Source organism: Bradyrhizobium roseum (assembly GCF_030413175.1).
Classification (GTDB): Bacteria; Pseudomonadota; Alphaproteobacteria; order Rhizobiales; family Xanthobacteraceae; genus Bradyrhizobium; species Bradyrhizobium roseum.
Window position 1 is genome coordinate 6,839,537 of the sequence record NZ_CP129212.1, and the last position, 20,679, is coordinate 6,860,215.

The 20,679-nt window shown below is 64.6% G+C and carries 18 protein-coding genes and 1 tRNA gene; 10 read left to right on the forward strand and 9 right to left on the reverse strand.

Annotated elements, in window-relative coordinates; all coding sequences use genetic code 11:
- Positions 1-49: 49 nt before the first annotated feature.
- From QUH67_RS32385 to QUH67_RS32405, 5 genes are all read right to left on the reverse strand, one after another.
- Positions 50-1,000, reverse strand: a complete 951-nt coding sequence (locus QUH67_RS32385) for an ABC transporter ATP-binding protein (RefSeq protein WP_300943865.1) — start codon at positions 998-1,000, stop codon at positions 50-52.
- Positions 997-1,977: an ABC transporter ATP-binding protein gene (locus QUH67_RS32390; protein ID WP_300943868.1), complete on the reverse strand. Its 981-nt coding sequence runs from the start codon at positions 1,975-1,977 to the stop codon at positions 997-999. Before QUH67_RS32390 ends, QUH67_RS32385 begins: the two co-directional genes overlap by 4 nt.
- Entirely contained in the window at positions 1,974-2,855 is an 882-nt protein-coding gene (locus QUH67_RS32395; protein WP_300943870.1) for an ABC transporter permease, read from the reverse strand. The genes QUH67_RS32390 and QUH67_RS32395 overlap by 4 nt, the downstream gene beginning before the upstream one ends.
- Complete coding sequence (locus QUH67_RS32400) at positions 2,852-3,769, reverse strand: ABC transporter permease (RefSeq protein WP_300943871.1); 918 nt, start codon at positions 3,767-3,769, stop codon at positions 2,852-2,854. Before QUH67_RS32400 ends, QUH67_RS32395 begins: the two co-directional genes overlap by 4 nt.
- Positions 3,770-4,135: 366 nt before the next feature.
- Entirely contained in the window at positions 4,136-5,383 is a 1,248-nt protein-coding gene (locus QUH67_RS32405; protein WP_300943873.1) for an NAD(P)/FAD-dependent oxidoreductase, read from the reverse strand.
- Between the two features lie 300 nt (positions 5,384-5,683).
- Here QUH67_RS32405 and QUH67_RS32410 point away from each other — a divergent pair, with 300 nt between their 5' ends.
- Positions 5,684-6,880, forward strand: coding sequence for a CaiB/BaiF CoA transferase family protein (locus QUH67_RS32410; protein WP_300943876.1), 1,197 nt, complete (start codon positions 5,684-5,686; stop codon positions 6,878-6,880).
- Between the two features lie 119 nt (positions 6,881-6,999).
- Here QUH67_RS32410 and QUH67_RS32415 read toward each other — a convergent pair whose 3' ends face one another.
- Positions 7,000-9,330 carry a CHASE3 domain-containing protein gene (locus QUH67_RS32415; protein ID WP_300943877.1) on the reverse strand — a complete coding sequence of 777 codons (2,331 nt, stop codon included), beginning with the start codon at positions 9,328-9,330 and terminating at the stop codon, positions 7,000-7,002.
- Positions 9,331-9,513: 183 nt separating this feature from the next.
- Here QUH67_RS32415 and QUH67_RS32420 point away from each other — a divergent pair, with 183 nt between their 5' ends.
- On the forward strand, positions 9,514-10,062 hold the full coding sequence (locus QUH67_RS32420; protein WP_300943878.1) for a hypothetical protein: 549 nt from the start codon (positions 9,514-9,516) through the stop codon (positions 10,060-10,062).
- A 428-nt stretch (positions 10,063-10,490) separates the two neighbouring features.
- On the opposite strand, the gene QUH67_RS32425 is transcribed toward QUH67_RS32420, so the two are convergent.
- Positions 10,491-10,567, reverse strand: a tRNA-Arg gene (locus QUH67_RS32425).
- A gap of 241 nt (positions 10,568-10,808) precedes the next feature.
- A complete protein-coding gene (locus tag QUH67_RS32430) occupies positions 10,809-12,287 on the reverse strand; it encodes a sensor histidine kinase (RefSeq protein WP_300943879.1) in 1,479 nt (492 codons plus the stop codon).
- 436 nt (positions 12,288-12,723) lie between these two features.
- Here QUH67_RS32430 and rpmH point away from each other — a divergent pair, with 436 nt between their 5' ends.
- The 3 genes from rpmH to yidC are packed head-to-tail and all read left to right on the forward strand — an operon-like array spanning position 12,724 to position 15,239.
- Complete coding sequence (rpmH, locus tag QUH67_RS32435) at positions 12,724-12,858, forward strand: 50S ribosomal protein L34 (protein WP_011471298.1); 135 nt, start codon at positions 12,724-12,726, stop codon at positions 12,856-12,858.
- Positions 12,859-12,883: 25 nt separating this feature from the next.
- Positions 12,884-13,333, forward strand: coding sequence for a ribonuclease P protein component (rnpA, locus tag QUH67_RS32440; RefSeq protein WP_300943880.1), 450 nt, complete (start codon positions 12,884-12,886; stop codon positions 13,331-13,333).
- A 19-nt stretch (positions 13,334-13,352) separates the two neighbouring features.
- Positions 13,353-15,239: a membrane protein insertase YidC gene (yidC, locus tag QUH67_RS32445; protein ID WP_300943881.1), complete on the forward strand. Its 1,887-nt coding sequence runs from the start codon at positions 13,353-13,355 to the stop codon at positions 15,237-15,239.
- A gap of 111 nt (positions 15,240-15,350) precedes the next feature.
- Here the strand turns inward: yidC and QUH67_RS32450 are convergent, their stop codons facing one another.
- A complete protein-coding gene (locus QUH67_RS32450) occupies positions 15,351-16,352 on the reverse strand; it encodes an AraC family transcriptional regulator (protein ID WP_300943883.1) in 1,002 nt (333 codons plus the stop codon).
- A gap of 316 nt (positions 16,353-16,668) precedes the next feature.
- Here QUH67_RS32450 and QUH67_RS32455 point away from each other — a divergent pair, with 316 nt between their 5' ends.
- From QUH67_RS32455 to QUH67_RS32475, 5 genes are all read left to right on the forward strand, one after another.
- Positions 16,669-17,457, forward strand: a complete 789-nt coding sequence (locus tag QUH67_RS32455) for an outer membrane protein (RefSeq protein ID WP_300943884.1) — start codon at positions 16,669-16,671, stop codon at positions 17,455-17,457.
- A 124-nt stretch (positions 17,458-17,581) separates the two neighbouring features.
- Complete coding sequence (gene yihA, locus QUH67_RS32460; RefSeq protein ID WP_300943886.1) at positions 17,582-18,235, forward strand: ribosome biogenesis GTP-binding protein YihA/YsxC; 654 nt, start codon at positions 17,582-17,584, stop codon at positions 18,233-18,235.
- Positions 18,232-18,600: a DUF423 domain-containing protein gene (locus QUH67_RS32465; RefSeq protein ID WP_300943887.1), complete on the forward strand. Its 369-nt coding sequence runs from the start codon at positions 18,232-18,234 to the stop codon at positions 18,598-18,600. Before yihA ends, QUH67_RS32465 begins: the two co-directional genes overlap by 4 nt.
- Positions 18,601-18,702: 102 nt before the next feature.
- Positions 18,703-19,599: an acetylglutamate kinase gene (argB, locus tag QUH67_RS32470; RefSeq protein WP_300943889.1), complete on the forward strand. Its 897-nt coding sequence runs from the start codon at positions 18,703-18,705 to the stop codon at positions 19,597-19,599.
- A gap of 77 nt (positions 19,600-19,676) precedes the next feature.
- A complete protein-coding gene (locus tag QUH67_RS32475; RefSeq protein WP_320416159.1) occupies positions 19,677-20,663 on the forward strand; it encodes a DUF1036 domain-containing protein in 987 nt (328 codons plus the stop codon).
- Positions 20,664-20,679: the final 16 nt, after the last annotated feature.

Below are 20,679 nucleotides of genomic sequence, written 5' to 3' on the forward strand. Positions count from 1 at the left end.
TCGCTCTCCATTCTCAATGTGTCGTGATGTCAGTCAAGTGAAGCACGCCTCATGCCAGATGACATTCTACCATTCCCTGCGGCGGGCGGACCATGCGCGTTGGTGCCTCATGGCGGCAGCGGTCGATCGCCACGCGGCAGCGCGGGTTGAAGCGGCAGCCCGGCGGAATATTCGCCGGATCCGGCATGATGTCGCCGAGGCCGATGTCCGGCACACCCTTGCCCGGCTCCGGCGTCAGCACGCTCTGCAGCAGCGCCTTCGTATAGGGATGGGCGGGTTCGCGAAACAGCGCGTCGGTTTCGTTGCGCTCGACGAAGCGGCCGAGATACATCACCGCCACTTCGCTCGCGACATGCTCCACGACCGCAAGATTGTGGCTGATGAAGAGGTAGGTCAGCCCGAGGTCGCGGCGCAGATCGGCGAGCAGATTGAGGATTTGCGCCTGCACGGAGACGTCGAGCGCGCTGGTCGGCTCGTCGCAGATCACGATGCGGGGCTCCAGAATCAGCGCACGCGCGATCGCCGCGCGCTGGCGCTGCCCGCCGGAAAGCTGCGCCGGCATGCGCTCGCCCATCGCCGCCGACAGTCCGACGCGTTCGAGAATGCCGCCGACGCGGCGCTCGATCTCGGCGCGCGTAAACGTGCCTTGAGCGTCCAGCGGCAGCGCCACGATGTCCTTGATGCGGCGGCGCGGGTTCAGCGAGGCGAACGGATCCTGAAACACCGGCTGGATCAGCCGGGCGCGCGCCTTGCGGTCGAGGTCGAACAGGCGCTTGCCGTCGACCAGCACGGTGCCCGCCGTCGGCTTGAGCAGCCCGAGGATCAGGCGTGCCAGCGTGGATTTGCCGCAGCCGGATTCGCCGACGATACCGAGCACGCTGCCGGCCGGCACGCTGAAGCTGACGTCGTCGACCGCGACCACGCGCTTTTCCGCCGACGTCAAGCCGGTGTGGACGCGGAATTCGCAGCGCAGATTCTCGACTTCGATCGCGGCGGTCATGCGGGTTGCAGCTCCGCCCAATCCGGTTCGAGCCGGCAAAGATAATCATGTGCCTCGCCGGCCGGCCGACGCGGAATTTCGCGCGCGCATGCTTCCGTGGCGTGGGCGCAGCGCGAGCGGAAAGCGCAGCCGGCAAAGCCCGGCCCGATCGCCGGCACCACGCCCGGGATCGAGCCGAGCGGCTTGTCACGTTGCACCCGGCCCGGCACCGGCACACAGGACAGCAGGCCGCGCGTATAGGGGTGCTGCGGCGCGCGGAACAGCTCCGTGGTCGTGGCGCGTTCGACCACCTCGCCGGCATACATGACAGACACGTGGTCGGCGACGCGCGCGACGATGCCGAGGTCATGGGTGATCAGCAGGATCGAGAGCCCGAGATCGCGCTTGAGGTTGGCGAGCAGCCGCAGGATCTGCGCCTGCACGGTGACGTCGAGCGCGGTGGTCGGCTCGTCCGCAATCAGGAGTTCGGGATCGCACATCAGCGCCATCGCGATCATCACGCGCTGGCGCAGGCCGCCGGAGAGCTGGTGCGGAAACTGACCCAGCCGCATTCCCGGCGCGGTGATGCCGACAAGCCCCATCAGTTCGGCGGCGCGGTCGAGTGCGGCCGCGCGCGAGCCGCCCTTGTGGCGCGTCAGCACTTCCGCCATCTGCGAACCGATGGTGAAGGCCGGATTGAGGCTGGTCATCGGCTCCTGAAAGATCATCGCCATGCGGTTGCCGCGCAGCCGCGCCATCTCGCGATCGGACAGCGCGGTGAGATCGGTGCCGGCAAAACTCATCTTGTTGGCGGAACGCTGGCCGCCGCGGGCGAGCAGGCTCATCACCGCCAGCGCGGTGACGGACTTGCCGCAGCCGGACTCTCCGACCAGGCAATGGGTCTCACCCTTCTCGACCCGGAACGAGGCGCCGCGTACCGCCGCGGTACGGCCGCCGAAACTCACCTGCAGTCCGTCGACCTCGAGCAGCGCGCTCATCGCAGCCGCTCCGAGCCAAGCAGATTGCGCAACCCGTCGCCGACCAGATTGATGCCGAGCACCAGCACGGCCAGCGCGACGCCGGGGATCATGATCACCCAGGGCGAGAAGAACATGTAGTCCTTGCCTTCGGCGATCATCAGGCCCCATGACGGCAGCGGCGGCGGCACGCCGAGGCCGAGAAACGACAGCGCGGCTTCGAGCAGGATCGCCAGCGCCATTTCAAGCGTGGCCACCACGGCGAGATGACTCGCGATGTTCGGCAAAATCTCCTTGATCAGGATATGCGGCAGCGAGGCGCCGGCGCACCAGGCGGCGCTGACATAGTCATGGTTACGGACCTGCATCGTGGTGGAGCGCGCCACCACCGCAAAGCGATCCCATAACAACAGCCCCAGCGTCGCCACCACGAGCCCGAGGCCCGATCCCATCAGGCCGACCACGGCGAGCGCCACCAGCACGACCGGGATCGACAGGCGCGTGGTGATGGCGAACAGCACGATATCGTCGATCCGGCCGCCGAAGAAGCCACCGAGCACGCCGAGCGTGATGCCGATCAGGCCCGACGTGATCACCGTCATGATGCCGATCAACAATGAAATGCGCGCGCCATAGACCAGCCGCGCCAGATAATCCCGCCCGAGCTGGTCGGTGCCGAGCAGGTGTCCGGCCTGCGTGCCCTCCATCCAGAACGGCGGCTTGAGGCGGTTGCCGAGATCCTGCGTGAACGGGTCCGCCGGCACCAGCGCATTACCGATGACGGCCGCCACCACCACGAGCCCCACGATGGCGATCCCGATCGCGAAAGCAGCGCTCCCGAGACGTGAACTGCCCGCGCTCGAAGGCGGCGCCGCCTGAATGGCAATCGGCTCGCTCATGCCGTGCGCAGCCTCGGATCGAGCAGCGCATTGAGGATGTCGGCGAGCAGCGTCAGCCCGATGTAGAACACGGCAAGCACCAGCACCACCGCCTGCACCACGGGGAAATCGTTCTTGGCGATGCTTTCCCAGCCGAGATAGCCGACGCCGTGCAGCGCGAACACGGTCTCGATGACGATCGAGCCGCCGAGCATGAAGCCGAGCTGCACAGCGGCGATCGAGACCACGGGAATGGCGGCGTTGCGCAGCGCATGCTTGAAGATGATGCGCGCCCGCGACAGACCTTTCGCGCGCGCCGTACGAATATAGTCGGACGCCATCGCCTCGATCATGCCGGAGCGCGTCAGCCGCGTCAGCGCCGGGATCGCGGTGAAGGCAAGCACGATCCCCGGCATCACGAAATGCTGCCAGGTGCCGGTGCCGGAGATCGGCAGGATGCCGAGTTGCAGGCCGAGCACGATCATCAGGATCAGCGCCAGCCAGAAGCTCGGCACCGCCTGCCCCACCATCGTGAACAGGGTGACGCCGCGGTCGACCCAGGTGTTTTCGCGCAACGCGGCGAGGATGCCGAGCGGGATCGAGATAATCAGCGCGAGACTCAGGCCCACCAGGCCGAGCGTGACCGTGATCGGCAGGCGCTTGAGGATCAGGTTCGCTACGCTGTCCTTGAAGAAATAGCTCTGGCCGAAATCACCGATCAAAGCCCGGCCGGTCCAGGCGAAGAACTGCACATAAAGCGGGCGATCGAGGCCATAGGCCTTGCGCACGATTTCGACGTCGGCCTGCGTCGCCGATGGGCCGGCGATCGAAACCGCGAGGTCGCCGGACAGCCGCGTCAGCAGGAACGCAAGCGTCATCACGGTGAACGCGACCAGCACACCGATGGCAAGACGCCGGGCAATCAAACGCAACATCAACAAAACCCCAGGACCGGCGAACGCGTCCCCACGCTCTTAGGCCGGCCAAGCAAACGCAACGGTGTCACTAAACTGTCGTCCCACGCAAGAGAGCTGACGATTGCCACGATTGCCCTTGTGACAACCCCCAAGGCGATGATTGCAATGTGCGTGCCAACACGAGATGCAGTCGCCCGGCCCCTTTTCGAGGGAGAATCTGGACTATTCCCGGACCGAATAGATCAGGGACGTCCGCCAATCAAGGCGCCGGCCGGCTTCGACGCCTTCCGGCCTGGCCTACGCAGGGCGCAACGCCCATTTTTCGAGCGACCCGGGCACCAACAAGCGCCGGCCGACCGCAGCGTCACGACGACGCCGCGCGGGTCATGAAAGGTAGCGATCCGGCGCGAACGGCTTGACGTCATAGGGCGGCGGCGCGCCGGCGATCATGGCGGCAATGGCGGCGCCGGTCGCGGGGCCCGTCGTGAAGCCGATGTGCTGGTTGCCGAAGGCGAGCCACAGGCCGGCATGCCGGGGCGCCGGGCCGATCATCGGCAGGCTGTCGGGCAGTGTCGGCCGCGCGCCGCGCCAGGTTTCGCCGACCACGTCGCCGAATTCGACCACGCCACGCGCGAGCGGGACCACCTGGTCGAGCTGGGAGAACGAGGACGGCGCATCGCGGCCGGTCAGTTCGACGCCCGAGGTGACCCGGATGCCCTGCTCCATCGGCGTCATCAGAAAACTGCCGTCGGCGTCATGGATCGGTCGCCGCAGCGTGCGCGCCGGGTTCGGCTTGAATTCGCGATGGTAGCCGCGCTCGAAGGCCAGCGGCACATGATAGCCGAGCGGCCGCAAAATATCCGATGACCACGGCCCCAGCGCGACCACGACGTGGCGCGCAAGAATTTCGCCATCGGCGAGCACGACCCGCCAGCAATCGCCATCCGGCACGATCGCCTTGACGTCGGATGGCCTGACGTCGCCGCCCGCGCCCGCGAACATCCGCGCATAGGCCTTGACCACCTCGCCCGGCGAATCGACCGAGGCGGTCTGTGAGTGCAACAGGCCCACCTTGTAGACCGGCACGATATCCGGCTCGAGCGCGGACATATCCTGACGGTCGAGCAATTGGCTGGCGATGCCGAATTCGGTCAGCAGGGCCTGCTCCTGCTTCGCCGCCGCGACCGCATCGCCGCGCCACGCCTTCAGCCAGCCGGTCTCGCGGATGCGATGCCCCGCTCCCGCCTTCACGATCCATTCCCGGTGCAGTTTCAGCGAGGCGCCGATCAAGCCGTGCAGCGCGGCCGCCCGCGGCCTGAGACGCGGACCGGCCGAATTAGCCAGAAAGCGCGCGACCCATCCCGCGTTCTGAACCGCCCAGACCGGATTCCAGCGCAATGCCGGGTGACGGTTGGTGAGGTATTTCGGCAGCGCCTTCCACAGCGAGGGATTGTTGAGCGGCGAAATCGAGCCGCTGGAGATGATGCCGGCATTGCCATAGGAGGTCTCGCTGCCGGGCTCACGCCGGTCGACGAGCACGACCGACATTCCACGCTCTCGCGCAGCATAGGCCGTCGATACGCCGACGATTCCCGCGCCGAGCACGGCGACATCAACTGTTTCTTCCAGCATTGGCTTTCCAGATACCTGTCACGGCAGGATTTCACATCACGACCCGCCCGCCAATAGGCGGCGTTGCGCTCGGGAATCTTTTCGCGTCCTGACCCGGCACAGTCAAATCGGAATAGCATCAAATGCAAGAATGCATGCAAGCAGCGGCATGAGATGCGCCGCTCGACTGCAGAACCAACTTGAAAGCGCCATGCCGAAGCGGCAATTTGGAAAATCAGTCATCGATCTTCGGGTCCACCCAATAGCCCGGCCGCCTGCTCCACAGAACCGATAAAATCATACAACAAAGGTTCATCTGCCATGAGTCAGCCATCAGGTCCGCTCGCTGGTATCAAGGTTCTGGATATCACCAGCGTGCTGTACGGCCCGTACGCCAGCCAAACGCTGGGCGATTGGGGCGCGGAAGTCATCAAGATCGAGCCGCTGACGGGAGACACGTGGCGCTACAGCGGCCAGTTCCGCAATCGCGGCATGAGCGGACAGTTCATGGCGGTGAACAGAAACAAGCGCAGCCTGGCGCTGGATCTCAAGCAGCCGGACGGCAAGGCCGTGTTGCAGCGCCTGATCGCCACCGCGGACGTCCTGCTCACCAATATCCGTCCGGCGGCCTTGGCAAGACTGGGTTTTGGCTATGACGCCTGCCAGCAGATCAATCCACGGCTGGTCTACGCCGCCGCCACCGGCTTCGGCCAGGACGGACCCTGGGCCGCCCGCCCCGCCTTCGACGAGGTGATCCAGGCCAGTTCCGGTTTCGCTTCCGCGATGGGCAGCGACGATGAACCGGCCTTCGTGCCGAGCCTGGTCGCGGACAAGATCTGCGGGCTGACGATCGTGGGCGCGGTGTCGGCGGCGCTGCTGCATCGCGCGCGCACCGGCAAGGGACAGATGGTCGAAGTCCCCATGTTAGAGACCATCACCGCCTTCAACAGCATCGAAATGCTCGGCGGCCACGCCTTCGATCCGCCGATCGGACCGGCCGGCTACAAGCGCATGAAAGAGCGGCGGCCGGTGCGCACCAGGGATGGCTGGCTGACCATGCTGCCTTATTCGGGAGACAACTGGTGCACCTTTTTCGAAACCGTCGGCCATCCCGAATGCATTGAACAATTCGCGGTCAGGGACGCGGTGGCGCGCGGGAAAAATATCGATCGGATCTACGACAAGATGGCCGAGATCGCGATCACGCGGACCACGGCCGAATGGGAAGAACTGCTGCTTCGCATCGACGTTCCCCACGCCGCGTTTGCGAAGATTACCGAGATCGCCGAACAACCGCATTTGAAAGCCGTCGGGATGATCACCACGCTCGATCATCCGAGCGAGGGCAAGATCCGGCAGGCACGTCCCTCCGCCCGCTTTTCGGATACGCCGGCGGAAATCCGCCGCATGCCACCCCGGCTTGGCGAGCACTCGCGCGCGATCCTGCGCGAGGCCGGCTTTACCGAGGAAGACGTGGCTTCCATGATCGAGAGGAAAGCGGTCGGGACCTCCTCCTGAACCCGTACACCGAGGTTCTTGAGGGAGGTGAAGATCGCCTTGGCCGCCACAATGGAGCGATCCGCCGCAGAATCACACGCGCCGGTCGAATGGCGCGCACCGGCCGACGGCGAGAATTCTCAGATCGAAGTGCGCGCTTGCGAAGCTGCGCGAGGTTGCCGCGGCTGAACCCCGGGCGATGTATCCGCGGGGAGGCCGGGCTCGGGTCCCGCGATCGGAGCGGATTCTTCTCCCAGCGCCCGCCGCACCATGCTGCTGAGTTCGGATTTGCGGTAAGGCTTCGAGAGCAGCAGGACGCCGGGATCAAGCCGCCCGTGGTGCACGATCGCATCCTCGGTATAACCTGACGTATAGAGGACCTTCGTTCCCGGCCGGCGCCGCTCCATCTCGTCGGCAAGCTGACGGCCGGTCAGGCCTCCCGGCATGATCATATCGGTAAACAACAGGTCGAACGCCGCGCCGCGCTCCTCCAGTTCGAGCGCCGCCCGGCTGTCGGTCGCCGCGAGCGTTTTATAGCCGAGGCTGTTCAACTGGGCGAGCACGAAGCCGCGGACGAGGTCGTCGTCCTCGACCACCAGAACGGTCTCTCCGGCGCCCCGCGCGTGCTCGACCACGGGCGCGACGGCGTCGGCAGAGCCGGCCGCGGTCGGCAGATATAGCTTGAATGTGGTGCCGAGACCTTCCTCGCTGTAGACCTTGATGTGCCCGCCCGACTGCTTCACGAAGCCGTACACCATGCTGAGGCCCAATCCCGTGCCCCGGCCGGTCTCCTTGGTGGTGAAGAAGGGCTCGAATATCTTGTCGCGGACCCCCGGCGGCATGCCGCTGCCGGTATCAGTCACGGCGACCATCGCGTAGGCGCCCGAGCGAGCGTCGGGATTCATGCGCGCATAGGCTTCGTCGAGCACCACATCCGCGGCTTCAAGTATCAGCTTGCCGCCATGCGGCATCGCATCCCGGGCATTGATCGCCAGGTTCAGCAGCGCATTGGCGAGTTGCGAAGGATCGATGTGAACGGTGGGCATGTTGTCGGCCAGCCGCAACCGGACCTCGATCTGCTCGCCGAGCGTGGGCTTGAGCAGCTTGCACATTTCCTGGATGGTCTCGTTGATATCCACGTTGCGCGGCTGCAGAGGCTGCTTGCGGGCGAAAGCCAGCAGATGCTTGATCAATTCGGAGCAACGATCGGCGGCCTGATCGATCAGCGCCGCGACGTCCTGAAGATCGCTCCGGCCGCCGAGCTCGGCCACGAGGATTTCCGTCGTCCCGGTGATGACCGTGAGCATATTGTTGAAGTCGTGGGCGACACCGCCGGTGAGTTTTCCGATCGCATCGAGCTTTTGCGACTGATGCAGCTTGCGTTCGATGTCGCGACCCGCGGTGACATCGTGATAGATCAGCGCGGCGCCGCTGAATTCCCCCGCGGCATCGTGCAGCGAACAGCAGCTGACCAACGTATGGATCGGATCGTGCCGACCCGGCTGACGGATCACGACTTCTTCCTGGTCGAACTGTTCGCCGCGCATCGCGCGCGCCACCGGCATATCGCCGGTGGCGATGATCGTGGTCCCGTCGGCGCGATACAAGGCGTTCACCGCCCTCAATTGATCGAGCGTCATCCCGGGGCGATAGCCCAGCAGCGACTCGGTGGCGCGATTGGCAAGCAGGATCGCTCCTTTGGCATCGATGATCAATGCCGCCTCAGCCATGCCGGCGAACATGCTCTTGATCACCGACGTCGAACGGAGAAGCTGCTCCTGTGCGACAACCAGATGCCGGGTACGGTCCGCGACCGCGGCTTCCAGTCTTTCGTTCTCTCCTTCCTTGTCGCGCAACGAACTCTTCAGCTCCCGGCTGTCCCGAATCAGGATCAATGCGAGAAGGACGACCAGCGCGGTTCCGACGAGGCCGGCGGCGACCAGGTAGCTTCCAGTCTGTTGCGATTGTTCGGACCTGGCCGCGAGCAACCGCTCCTCTTCGGCCACCAGCTGGCCAAAACTCTCGGTGACGGCGGCCATCGCGGAGATGCCCCCGCCTTTCGCGATCAGGGCCGCCATTCCCGCCGTATCGCCCGCCTCCCGAAGCCGGACCAACTCGCTGGGTCCCGCAAACCGTTGGGCCACGATGACGCCGGTGCTTTCCAGCAGGCGCGTCTGGCGCGGATTGTCCCGCGTCGTCTCGGTCAGATCCGCGAGGGCCGGCCCGATGCGCTCCAGGGATTCGCGGTACTCCGCCGCCAGACGCGGATCGTTGGCGAGCGCGAATCCGCGCGCTGCGCTCTCCGCCTGGCGAATCAGAAGCTGCGCGTCCGAGAGCTTGTGCAGGACTTCCAGGCTGTGGGTGACCCGCAGCGCATCGGAACGGGATTTGAATTCGAGGAAGATCGAGGCCGCGCAGATCAACAACAACGCGAAAAGGCCCATGCCGAGCAGGGCGCGCTGTGACCGCATCGCGAACCGTCGCCGGCTGAGCCGGGAATTCTTATTCGAGTTCAGACGCAAGCCTTCCGGCGCTGTCGCGCCCCCCGCAAAAAAACTCCACGTAAAGGCCAGAGAGTTATGTCCTCGACGTACCAAGCCCCAGCGCTCGCAGTCGATTTCGTCAGCCGCGAATCGTCACGCAAGCTACAGACGATGCCAATTATCGTCTGCACACAAACGGGCATACCGCCAGCATCCGAATGCGATTTGCAGGAAGCGCATCATCATCGCACCTTTTTGTCTGGCGTGCGGCCGGCGCCCTTTCCGGAATCCGATTGCGTGTTGGTGACGCGCGGCGATCAACCCGTCGCCAAACAGATGATATCCGTCATTCCAACGCGTTCGATGCGACCTGATTCGCGTTTGTCAGAAGTTGCTCCGCGAACGCTTCGCCTGCCCCGGATTTACAGCGCTACGCCGATACCGATCCTTTTCGGGAAAGCGCTGATCCTGTTCAAGGGCAGCGTGAACTGCACGGTGCTCGAACCGGAAGGCCGGCTGGTATCGATCCTGTCGATCGACGCGGCGTTGCTCGACCAGAGCAGGTTCGATTTCGACGACGGCTTTCTCCTGGTGCGGCTGCCGGTGGCGGAACTTGCCCGACTTCAAGCGTCAAGCCGGCCCATCTCCTCCGGGAGTTACTTGAGGTCCCTGAACACTCTACGGAAATCCGGGAGCTGCAATCTTTCTTTCTCCCGCTGATATTCGATCTCGTTCAAAGGGCCTATCGCTGAAATGCGTGTCCGGAGGTTCATCTCATTGGGTTGTCGGACGATGTAATAGAACTCCGTGATCGACCGGTTTGCCGGCTGCGACCCCATCCGGGGATGCCGGGCGACTACGATGTATTTTGGACTCCAGCCGGCTTGAAATACGGTCGCGTCGGGGAGGCCGTCACCTGCGCAGTCACCGCGCATGTCAGCGGATACGGACCGACAGAGGCTCATGTCTTCGAGAATGTCGACTGCGACCAGCCGGTATGGTCCGTCAAGGACTTCGTCCCAAACGAATCCATTGCCGCATCCGGTCAGGCATAAGAACGTGACCAGGCTGGCCCTTCGCATGGCGTGTGAAATCATGCCTGGAGCCGCAAGATCGGTAATTTTGGAGTGCCCGGTCTTATACCGAAGTGGCGCGCCCGAAGAGATTCGAACTCCTGACCCCCAGATTCGTAGTCTGGTGCTCTATCCAGCTGAGCTACGGGCGCGTTTTCGCCTGGCATTTGGGCCTTGAGGGGCCCGGATGCGTCCGGACAAGGCCGGACGGTCGCGAAAGAGCGCTTTAGCTACCCGCTCCCGCCCCGCTTTGCAAGGGTTGGGGAAGCCGGTTTTGGGCGGTGAAGCCGGGGCGGTTAATTCGATGTCGTTCAGCCACTTGCACGACAGGCCGGTGGAGTTTGCCTGTGATCGCAGCGGGATTCCCCGCAATGACGGATGGACCGACAGGCCTTATGCCCACGCCCGCTCGTTGCGGACGCTCTGCAGTTCCACCGGGCGGTCGGGGATCGATATCCGGAAGGTGGCGCCGATGGTGCCTTCGACGAGGTGGATGTCGCCGCCATGGGCGCGGATCAGTTCGGCGGCGATGGCCAGCCCCAGCCCGCTGCCGCCGGGGCGGCCGGAGGTCTGGAACGCCTCGAACAGGTGCTCGCGCGCTTTCGCCGGCACGCCGGGGCCGGTGTCGGAGACCTCGATGATCGCGACCGAGCCTTCGCGGCGGCCGGTGATGCGGATCTGCAGCGGCGACCCCTCGCCCCGCGGGCGGCTTTCCAGCGCCTGTGCGGCGTTACGCACCAGGTTGAGCAGCACGCGAAACAGCTGGTCGGGGTCGGCGTCGATCGCGAGCCCGCGCTCGATCGCGCTGATCCAGGTGATCGAGGCATCGGCGGCCAACCCGGCAGATTCCCGCACCTCGGTCGCCACCGGCTCGACCAGGATCATGCGGCGGTCGGGCTCGGCCTCCTGCGCGCGGCCATAGGACAGCGTCGACTGGCAGAAATCGATGGCGCGTTCCAGCGAGCGCATCAGTTTCGGTGCAAAACGCTGCACGCGCGGGTCCGGCACGCTGGCGAGCTGGTCCGACAGCAATTGCGACGACGCCAGAAGATTGCGCAGATCGTGGTTGATCTTCGAAACCGCCAACCCGAGCGCGGCGAGCCGGCTCTTCTGCGAGAGCATCGAGACGAGATCGCGCTGCATGTCGGACAATTCGCGTTCCGCCACGCCGATCTCGTCGCCGCGCTGGCTCGGCACGATGATGCGCGCCGCGCTTTCCGGATTTTCATGGAAGCCGACCAGATTGGCTGTCAGCCGACGCATCGGGCGGACGAACAGGTAATGCAGCACCAGGTAAACCAGCCCCGCAGCGAGCACCGCTATTCCCAGCGAGACCAGCAGCAGGTTGCGCGAGAAGCGATACATCGCCTGCCGCAGCGGCTTTTCATCGACCACGACCTCGATGAATTGCGCGCCGCCGGGCGCCGGTCCCACCACGCGGATGGTCTGGTTGCCCCGCTCGAGCATGGTCTCGAAGGACTCGACGATCGCGGACCATACCGTGAGCTCCCGCATGTCGATGTCGCGATCGATCGCCGGCGGCAGGTCGGCGCTGGCGAGCATCCGGCGCTGCTGCCCCATCTTGATGGCCACCGCGCGCGCGCCGACGCTGCTCAGGATCTGCCGCGCCAGCGAATCCGGCACCATGCCGAGCGGCGCCGCGTCCAGCACCAGGGCGGCCGTATTGGCCGCCGCGAGGCGGTCGTTCAGCCGGTTCATCCAGAAATTCGCGATCGAAGGCACGTAGATCATCAGGAGCGCGATCATCACGAGCGGAATCGTCAGCAGCAACAGCTTGCCGGACAGGCCGAGGCGTCGCGCGGCGTGGCACCGCGGCGCTTGGGGGGTCGGCTGGTCGTCGGTCGCTGACACGAATATCCGCCTCGATATCCCCAATATGCCTGTCTTGACGTCGGTATTGGGGGCCCGCCGGACAAGGGATCGGACTGGTTCTTATCCGTACACTGATTCCGAGGATGCGTTTCGGCCTCCGACAGGTCAAATTACCGATCGCTAATGTCCTGACGTCCTCATAGCCCGGCGCGCCGCCGTCCCGCTTTAAAAAACCCTGTAAAAACAGATATGTTCGCCCCAGATGCGACGTTTCAAGGAACCGCCGCTGCGGCAACCCCCGACATTGACGAAAACAGGTCGCTCCCGTATAAGCCGCGCAACTGTCCGCGATGGCCCGGTTCAACCCGGGGGCGGCTCGATTTGGGCCGTAGATGGCCTGTTTTCGGGCCGGAGCGCATCATCGGACTTGATCTCAATCCAACAGGCAAATTGCCCGGTCAGCGGAGAACTACCCGTGAAGCGGACTTATCAACCCAGCAAACTGGTGCGCAAGCGCCGTCACGGCTTCCGCGCCCGTCTCGCCACCGTCGGCGGCCGCAAGGTTCTCGCCGCCCGCCGTGCGCGTGGCCGCAAGCGTCTGAGCGCCTGAGCCGGATTTTCCGGAGATTTCATTCATGGATCGGCTGAGGCAGCGGGCGGACTTTCTCGCCGTTGCCAATGGCACGCGGGCAAACAGTGCTGCCTTCGTCGTGCAGGGCCGCCGCCGCGACGATGACGGCCCGATCCGGATCGGGTTCACCGTTACCAAAAAGAACGGCACCGCCACCGAGCGCAATCGCATCCGGCGCCGGCTTCGCGAACTCGTGAGGCGGCTGGATGCCATTTCCATGCGCCCCCATCATGATTATGTGCTGGTCGGCCGCCGGGCCGCACTGACCCGCGACTTCCTGACCATGCTCGACGATCTCCGTTCGGCACTGCATCGCCTCGACCGGCCGCCGGCGGCGAAAGCCCTTTCGAGCGAAGTGGATACCGGTTCGCGTCGAGAAAACGCACCGAAACTAAAAGCGAGGGCTTCGGCGCTGACGACGGTCAGAGCCGAACGGGCCCGCAATCCGAATTGAATGGCGAGATCCCAAAACGATGTCCGATAATCGCAACACCATCCTCGCCGTCATTCTGTCCGGCCTCGTGCTGATCGCGTGGCAGTATTTCTACAACATGCCGCAGATGGAGCGGCAACGCGCACAAACCGCCGCCCAGACCGAAGCCGGCAAAACGACGCCGGGATCGACCGCGCCAGGATCGGTCGCGCCGGGTTCGACCGCGCCGCAACCGGGCGCGGCCCCTTCCGCCGCTACGCCCGGCGGCCAGCCGGGCGCCGCGCAACCGGTCGTCAGCCGGGAGGCCGCGATCGCAGCCTCGCCCCGCATCAAGATCGAGACGCCGCGGCTGTCCGGCAGCATCGCGCTGAAGGGCGCGCGCATCGACGACCTGGCGCTGGAGAAATTCCGCGAAACCGTCAATCCCAAGTCGCCCGCGATCGTGCTGTTCTCGCCTTCGAATACGGCGCACCCCTATTATGCCGAGTTCGGTTGGGTCGCGGCCTCGGGCTCGAAGGCGCGGCTTCCTGACCGCGACACGGTGTGGCAGCAGGAGGGCTCGGGCGCGTTGTCGCCGGGCAACCCGATCACGCTCAAATATGAAAATGGTGAGGGCCTCACCTTCCGCCGCATCATCACGATCGACGACAAGTACCTGTTTACGATCAAGGACGAAGTGACGAACGTCGGAAGCGCGCCGATCACGCTTTACGCCTACGCGCTGATCTCCCGTCACGGCAAGCCGAAAATTGCCGGCTATGCCGTTCGCCACGAAGGTCCGATAGGCGTGATGGGCGATCAGTGCCTGCGCCAGGGTTTCAGCATCATCGCCGAGTGCCAGGAAGGCAGCTACGATGTCCTCGACAAGGAGCGTCAGCTCGTCTTCAACAAGATCAAAAATGCATGGTTCGGCATTACGGACGTGTATTGGGCGGCGACGCTGCTGCCCGACCCCAATACGACGCTCAATGCCCGCTTCTCGGCGGATGGGACCGGCGACCTCACCAAGTATCAAGCTGACTATCTGCTCGAGCCGGTGACGGTCCAGATCGGCGGCACAAGCACGGCCGATGCACGTCTTTTCGGCGGCCCGCGCGAAGTGGCGACGGTCGACCAATACGATCGAGAGCTCAAGCTCAACCGCTTCGAACTCCTGATGGATTGGGGCCGCTTTTACTTCATCACGCGGCCGATGTTCTGGGTGCTCGACTGGCTCTACCACCTCGTCGGAAACTTCGGCGTCGCCATCCTGTTGCTGACGGTGCTGATCAAGCTGGTGTTCTTCCCGCTCGCCAACAAATCCTATGCCTCGATGGCGAAGATGAAGTCGGTGCAGCCGCAACTCGCCGCGCTGAAGGAACGCTTTCCGGACGACCGTCAGAAGCAGCAGCAGGAAATGATGGAGATCTACCGCAAGGAGAAGATCAACCCGATCGCCGGCTGTCTTCCGATCGCGCTGCAGATCCCGGTGTTCTTCTCGCTCTACAAGGTGCTGTTCGTCACCATCGAAATGCGCCACGCGCCGTTCTACGGCTGGATCAAGGATCTCTCGGCGCCCGACCCGACCACGATCTTCAACCTGTTCGGCCTCATCCCGTGGGATCCCATGATGCTCGGAGCCGTGGTCGGCCCATACCTCATGCTCGGCGTCTGGCCGATCATCATGGGCATCACGATGTGGTTCCAGATGAAGCTGAACCCGACGCCGCCGGATCCGACCCAGAAGATGATCTTCGACTGGATGCCGCTGATCTTCACTTTCATGCTGGCCGGCTTCCCGGCGGGTCTCGTGATCTACTGGGCCTGGAACAACCTGCTCTCGGTGCTGCAGCAGAGCTACATCATGCGCAAGAACGGCGTGAAAGTGGAACTGTTCGACAACATCAAGTCGATGTTCGCGCCCAAGAAGGCCGTCGAGAAGACCTGACGACTGACCGTAGCTTCCACCAATCCATCCGCGACGTCATGCCCGGGCCTGTCCCGGGCATCGACGTTTTGGGACATTGAGAACAAGCGACGGTGGGACCAGCGCCGGTGCTCAGCCTTCGCTGATTCGCGTCGGCGAGACGCCGAACCGCCGCCGGAAACAGCGGTTGAAATAGGATACCTCGTTGAAGCCGCACGCGTAGGCGATGTCGCCAACTCGCATGACGGCTTGCGGCGGCCCGGTCAGCAACGCGCGCGCCTTCTGCAGGCGCAATTCCATCACACGCTCGGCGAAGCTGACCCCGCTCTCCTGCATCAATTCGTTGACGTAGCGTGACGACAACCCCATCGCGTGCGCGACTTCTGCGGGGCGGAACGACGGCCGACTGAAGCCGGCCGCGATGCGCCTCAAGATCTCGTGCGCACGCGCCGCGCGCAGGCCGCGCATCCGCGCCAGTTCGCGGGCATCGCGGCCGGTGCCGAACGCGAGCGCGATGAGATCAGTCATGGTGGTACCGATATGCGCCAGCAGTGCAGGTTCGTCGCCGAGATCGTCCGGCGCGAACAGCAGTTGAAGGTACCGGCCGAGGAAGCGCACCGGCGCGAATTCGGCGTCGACCGGCCTGACCAGCAGATCGTCCACGTTGGCAACCAGCGCGCCGAGACGCCGGCGCGGAATGAACAGCGACGACGATGGGTTGTTCGCCGGGCTTCGCAATCGACCGCCCATCGTATTGGTCGCGAGGAGCATACTGCCCGGCCGGATGGTCGCGTCGCGGCCGGACTGCGTGAACGTGGTGACGGACCCGCCCTGGTTCAGGCACAGGATGAGATCATCGCTGCCGTCGATCGCGGCATAGCGGGCCGGCCGTTCGAACCGGTCGACGGTACCCTGGAGCCTGATCGCGCCGATCTCCTGGAACCGGGCCAACTCGCAGCGTATCGAGAACGGCCGATCCGCCACTGGCGAAATATCGAGCTTGCAACTGTACTTGGCGAAGCGATCCTGCCACACGGCCAGCCGGGCCCGATCGTCGAGATGCGCCGGCAGGTCGTCGGACGCGAGGGTAAATCGCTGGCCCGGCGTCGCCGTTTCGTCGTTCGCAACACTCACCTGACGCTCCGCTGTTATCCTCTATCGATGCCGACACCTCGAGGTAGTCGCACCTCGCATGCGATGCGTTCATCGTGAAAAACAGACGCGTCCAACCCTTTCTTCGTCCTCGCGCACGGCAGTTCCCGTGCGTTCAAGGGTGGCGCCGGTCGATCCAATCGGCGATGCCTCGAACCGTAGCAGCCAGGCAACACATGCGCACAAACCGGGCGCGCCGCCTGCGCGTCCAACCGGAGCGCTCGCCTGAACTGGACGATCGAAAGCGACTGCCGCTAGCTCACACCGCAACAACGCAGCCAGCCCAGAGGAAGTTTTCATGCGCAGATTTTCGCTTTCAGGTTTTCTTGCCGCCGTTGGCGCCACGGCGATACTGGCGTCGTCCTTTGACGTACGCGCGGCCGACCTTGCTCCGATCACCAAGGCGTCGCCCGCGGCGGCGGTCTACAGCTGGACCGGCTTTTATCTCGGCGCGAACGCCGGTTACGGATGGGCCCGCAACACCGACCGGATCACCGCGGTGAACGACGCGGCCGGCCTCATCGCCAACAGCTCCATCGCCACCTCGTTGCCGATCGATGCGGATGGCTTCGTCGGCGGCGCACAGATCGGCTATAATTGGCAGATCAGCCCGCTCTGGGTCGTCGGCCTCGAGTCCGATATCGCCTGGACCGACCTCAATGGCACCGTATCGGTGCCGGGCCCGAACGACACTTCGCGCATCATGACCGGCACCCAGAAGCTCGACTGGCTCGGCACGGTGCGTGGACGCGTCGGCGTCACGCCGGCCGCCCGAACCCTCCTGTTCCTGACCGGAGGCTTCGCCTACGGCCATGGCAGCCTGGCCACCGCGCTGACCCGCACCACTGGATGCGCCTTCAACAACTGCCAGCAGGGCGCCACGTCGGGGACCCTCACCGGATGGACGGTCGGCGGCGGCGCCGAATGGGCCTTCGCCGCCAACTGGAGCGCCAAGGCAGAGTATCTCTATTACGACCTGGGAAGCCTGTCGCACCGCATGATCGATCCCAACTTCGCATCGACCTTCAACGCCAGCGCCGATTTCACCGGCCATATCGTGCGCCTGGGCGTGAACTACCGGTTCTGATCGCCGAAACTGTCGGGCGCCGGCCTCGCGATAGCATTGCAGGGCCGGCGCCCGCCGTGAAACGGCAAAGGCCGCCACCACATTCACCTTTCGTCTCCTGCCACGCTTTGCTAAGCGTCGGTGCATGACCACCGACATCGATGCGAAGCTGATCGAGGAGGGCCGAAAGCTCTTTGCCGGCGACTGGAAATTCGTGTGGGCCTCGCCCTCGATCGAAACGCTGCCGCCGATGGCGGGCATGGAGGTGGCGTTCGCCGGCCGCTCCAATGTCGGTAAATCGAGCCTCATCAATGCGCTCACCGGGCGCAACGCGCTGGCGCGTACCTCGCATACGCCGGGCCGTACCCAGGAACTGATCTTCTTCGACGGTCCGGACAATTCAGGCCTGCGGCTGGTCGACATGCCCGGCTATGGCTACGCCTCGGCGCCCAAAACCCAGGTCGCGTCCTGGACCAAGCTGATCCACCAATTCTTGCAGGGCCGCGCCACGCTGGCGCGGGTCTATGTGCTGATCGACGCCCGCCACGGCGTCAAGGAGGTCGACCAGGACGTGCTGAAGACGCTGGACAAGTCTGCCGTGAGTTATCAGGTGGTGCTGACCAAGGCGGACCAGGTGAAAAAGGCCGAACTGGAAAAGAACCTCGAACAAACCACCACCGCCCTCGCAAAACATCCCGCGGCATTTCCGGAAATCCTGGTGACGTCCTCGCGCTCCGGAACCGGCATGGCTGAATTGCGCGCCGCGATGGTGCGGCTGTTGCACGAGCGCGCCGGATGAGCCGCGCGGGACGCATCCTGATCGTGCTGGCCGGCATCATGGGCGCCGACGGCGTCATGCTGGCGGCAGCCTCCGCCCATGGCGCCGACGCCGCGCGGCTGGCTTCGGCATCGTCGATGCTGCTGTTTCACGCCTGCGCGGTATTGGGCGCCGTCGCGCTGGCGGAGCGCGGGATTGTGCACACCAAAATCGGCATCGCGGCGGCTTTCGGCTTCGTCCTCGCGGCCAGCCTGTTCGCCGGCGACCTGACGCTTCGGCAGTATGCCGGCCACGGATTGTTCCCGATGGCCGCGCCGACCGGCGGGACGCTGCTGATCGCGAGCTGGCTGGCGCTGGCGGTAAGCGCGGCCTGGCCGAGGCGGTAACTCTTCCCTTCTCCCCTTTGTGGGAGGGAAGAAAGCAACTTTGCGCCCTGCCCGCCAATCGGATAGAACCCGCCCGACATCTGGAATGGCGAGAACCGATTGATGACATCAACGCCGACGATCAGCCCGCTCGATCAGGCCCGCATCCTCTCCGAAGCGCTGCCGCATATGCAGCAATATGACGAGGAAACCATCGTCATCAAATATGGCGGCCACGCCATGGGCGCGGAGGAAACCGCAAAAGCCTTTGCCCGCGACATCGTGCTGCTGGAGCAGACCGCGATCAATCCCGTCGTGGTGCATGGCGGCGGGCCGCAGATCGCGACCATGCTGAAGCGTCTCGGCATCCAGTCGGAATTCGCAGCCGGCCTGCGCATCACCGACGCCGCAACCATCGAGATCGTCGAGATGGTGCTGGCGGGTTCGGTCAACAAGCAGCTGGTCGGCTACATCAACGAAGCCGGCGGCAAGGCGGTGGGGCTTTCCGGCAAGGACGGCAACATGGTGAAGGCGTCGAAGACGACGCGCACGATGGTCGATCCTGACTCCAACATCGAGAAGGCGATCGATCTAGGCTTTGTCGGCGATCCCGACCAGGTGGACCTGACGCTGCTGAACCAGTTGATCGGCCATGAGCTGATCCCGGTGCTGGCGCCGCTGGCGACCTCGCATGACGGCCAGACGCTGAACGTCAACGCCGACACCTTTGCAGGAGCGGTAGCGGGCGCGCTGAAGGCCAAGCGGCTGCTGCTGTTGACGGACGTTCCCGGCGTTCTCGACAAGTCGAAGAAACTGATCCCGGAACTGTCGATCAAGGATGCGCGAAAGCTGATCGCCGACGGCACGATTTCCGGCGGCATGATCCCCAAGGTCGAGACATGCATCTACGCGCTGGAACAAGGCGTTCAGGGCGTCGTCATCATCGACGGCAAGATGCAGCACGCGGTTTTGTTGGAGTTGTTCACCAATCAGGGCACAGGCACGCTGATCCACAAGTGACGCACGCGATCTCCCCTGCTCCCACCGTCGCGCGCCGGTTCAGCGCAAGAATGCGGCGGTATGGGAGACGCACGGTCATTGCGCTGCCCGCCGCAGCAATCTCGCTGTTCGTTTCCGCCCTGCCCGCCTTCGCCGACCTGAAACTCTGCAACCGCATGAGCTATGTGGTCGAGGCTGCGATCGGCATCGACGAAAAGTCCGCCACCGCCACGCGCGGCTGGTTCCGGATCGATCCGGCCGCCTGCCGCGTGGTGCTGCAGGGCGCGCTGACCGCCGACCGCATCCTGTTGAACGCGCGCGCGCTCGGCGTCTACGGCGCTTCGCCGATCCCGCAAAACGGCAGCGACACGCTGTGCGTCGCGCCTGATAATTTCGTCATCGCCGCCGCGCGCCAATGCCGCGGCAACCAGACGGCGGCGCCTTTCACCCAGATCATGCCGACGCGCACCGACGACGGTAACCTCGTCGCCTATCTCGCCGAGGACTCCGAATATGACGACGAGCAGGCGCGGCTCGCCGGCATCCAGCGCCTGCTGGTCATCGCCGGCTATGACGCCGCCCCGATCGACGGCGTCGACGGGCCGAAGACGCAAGGCGCGCTGGCGGCCTTCCTGAAGAGCCGCGGGCTGAGCGCGGACGCCGTGCAGTCGCAGAATTTCTTCACCACCATGATCGAGGCCGTGCAGAAGCCATCATCCTCGGGGCTGACCTGGTGCAACGACACGCCGCACAAGATCATGGCCGCGGTCGCCACCGATGACGGCAAGGCGGTGACCAGCCGCGGCTGGTACCGCATCGATCCCGGCAAGTGCCTGCATCCCGACGTGACCGGCCAGCCGAAACAGGTGTTCAGTTTTGCCGAGGCCGTCGATGCAGATAACCGCGCCATCAAGCTCAAGGACAAGCCGCTGAACTGGGGCGGCGCGAAAGAGCTGTGCACGCGCGAGAGCAAGTTCGAGATCAGCGAGCAGGGCGATTGCGGCACCCGCGGTCTGGCGCCGATCGGATTTGCGCCGGTTGATATCAATAGCGGCGGCAAGACGCTGCGGTTTGCGATGCCGTGATGAGTCCCCGCCCTCT

Coding starts and splice junctions, on each gene's coding strand:
- QUH67_RS32405 (WP_300943873.1), bottom strand. CDS start 5,383: ATGCTGGAAGAAACAGTTGATGTCGCCGTGCTCGGCGCGGGAATCGTC.
- QUH67_RS32465 (WP_300943887.1), top strand. CDS start 18,232: ATGAGCCGCGCGGGACGCATCCTGATCGTGCTGGCCGGCATCATGGGC.
- QUH67_RS32410 (WP_300943876.1), top strand. CDS start 5,684: ATGAGTCAGCCATCAGGTCCGCTCGCTGGTATCAAGGTTCTGGATATC.
- yidC (WP_300943881.1), top strand. CDS start 13,353: ATGTCCGATAATCGCAACACCATCCTCGCCGTCATTCTGTCCGGCCTC.
- yihA (WP_300943886.1), top strand. CDS start 17,582: ATGACCACCGACATCGATGCGAAGCTGATCGAGGAGGGCCGAAAGCTC.
- QUH67_RS32390 (WP_300943868.1), bottom strand. CDS start 1,977: ATGAGCGCGCTGCTCGAGGTCGACGGACTGCAGGTGAGTTTCGGCGGC.
- rnpA (WP_300943880.1), top strand. CDS start 12,884: ATGGATCGGCTGAGGCAGCGGGCGGACTTTCTCGCCGTTGCCAATGGC.
- QUH67_RS32420 (WP_300943878.1), top strand. CDS start 9,514: ATGCCAATTATCGTCTGCACACAAACGGGCATACCGCCAGCATCCGAA.
- QUH67_RS32395 (WP_300943870.1), bottom strand. CDS start 2,855: ATGAGCGAGCCGATTGCCATTCAGGCGGCGCCGCCTTCGAGCGCGGGC.
- QUH67_RS32455 (WP_300943884.1), top strand. CDS start 16,669: ATGCGCAGATTTTCGCTTTCAGGTTTTCTTGCCGCCGTTGGCGCCACG.
- QUH67_RS32400 (WP_300943871.1), bottom strand. CDS start 3,769: ATGTTGCGTTTGATTGCCCGGCGTCTTGCCATCGGTGTGCTGGTCGCG.
- QUH67_RS32385 (WP_300943865.1), bottom strand. CDS start 1,000: ATGACCGCCGCGATCGAAGTCGAGAATCTGCGCTGCGAATTCCGCGTC.
- argB (WP_300943889.1), top strand. CDS start 18,703: ATGACATCAACGCCGACGATCAGCCCGCTCGATCAGGCCCGCATCCTC.
- QUH67_RS32415 (WP_300943877.1), bottom strand. CDS start 9,330: ATGCGGTCACAGCGCGCCCTGCTCGGCATGGGCCTTTTCGCGTTGTTG.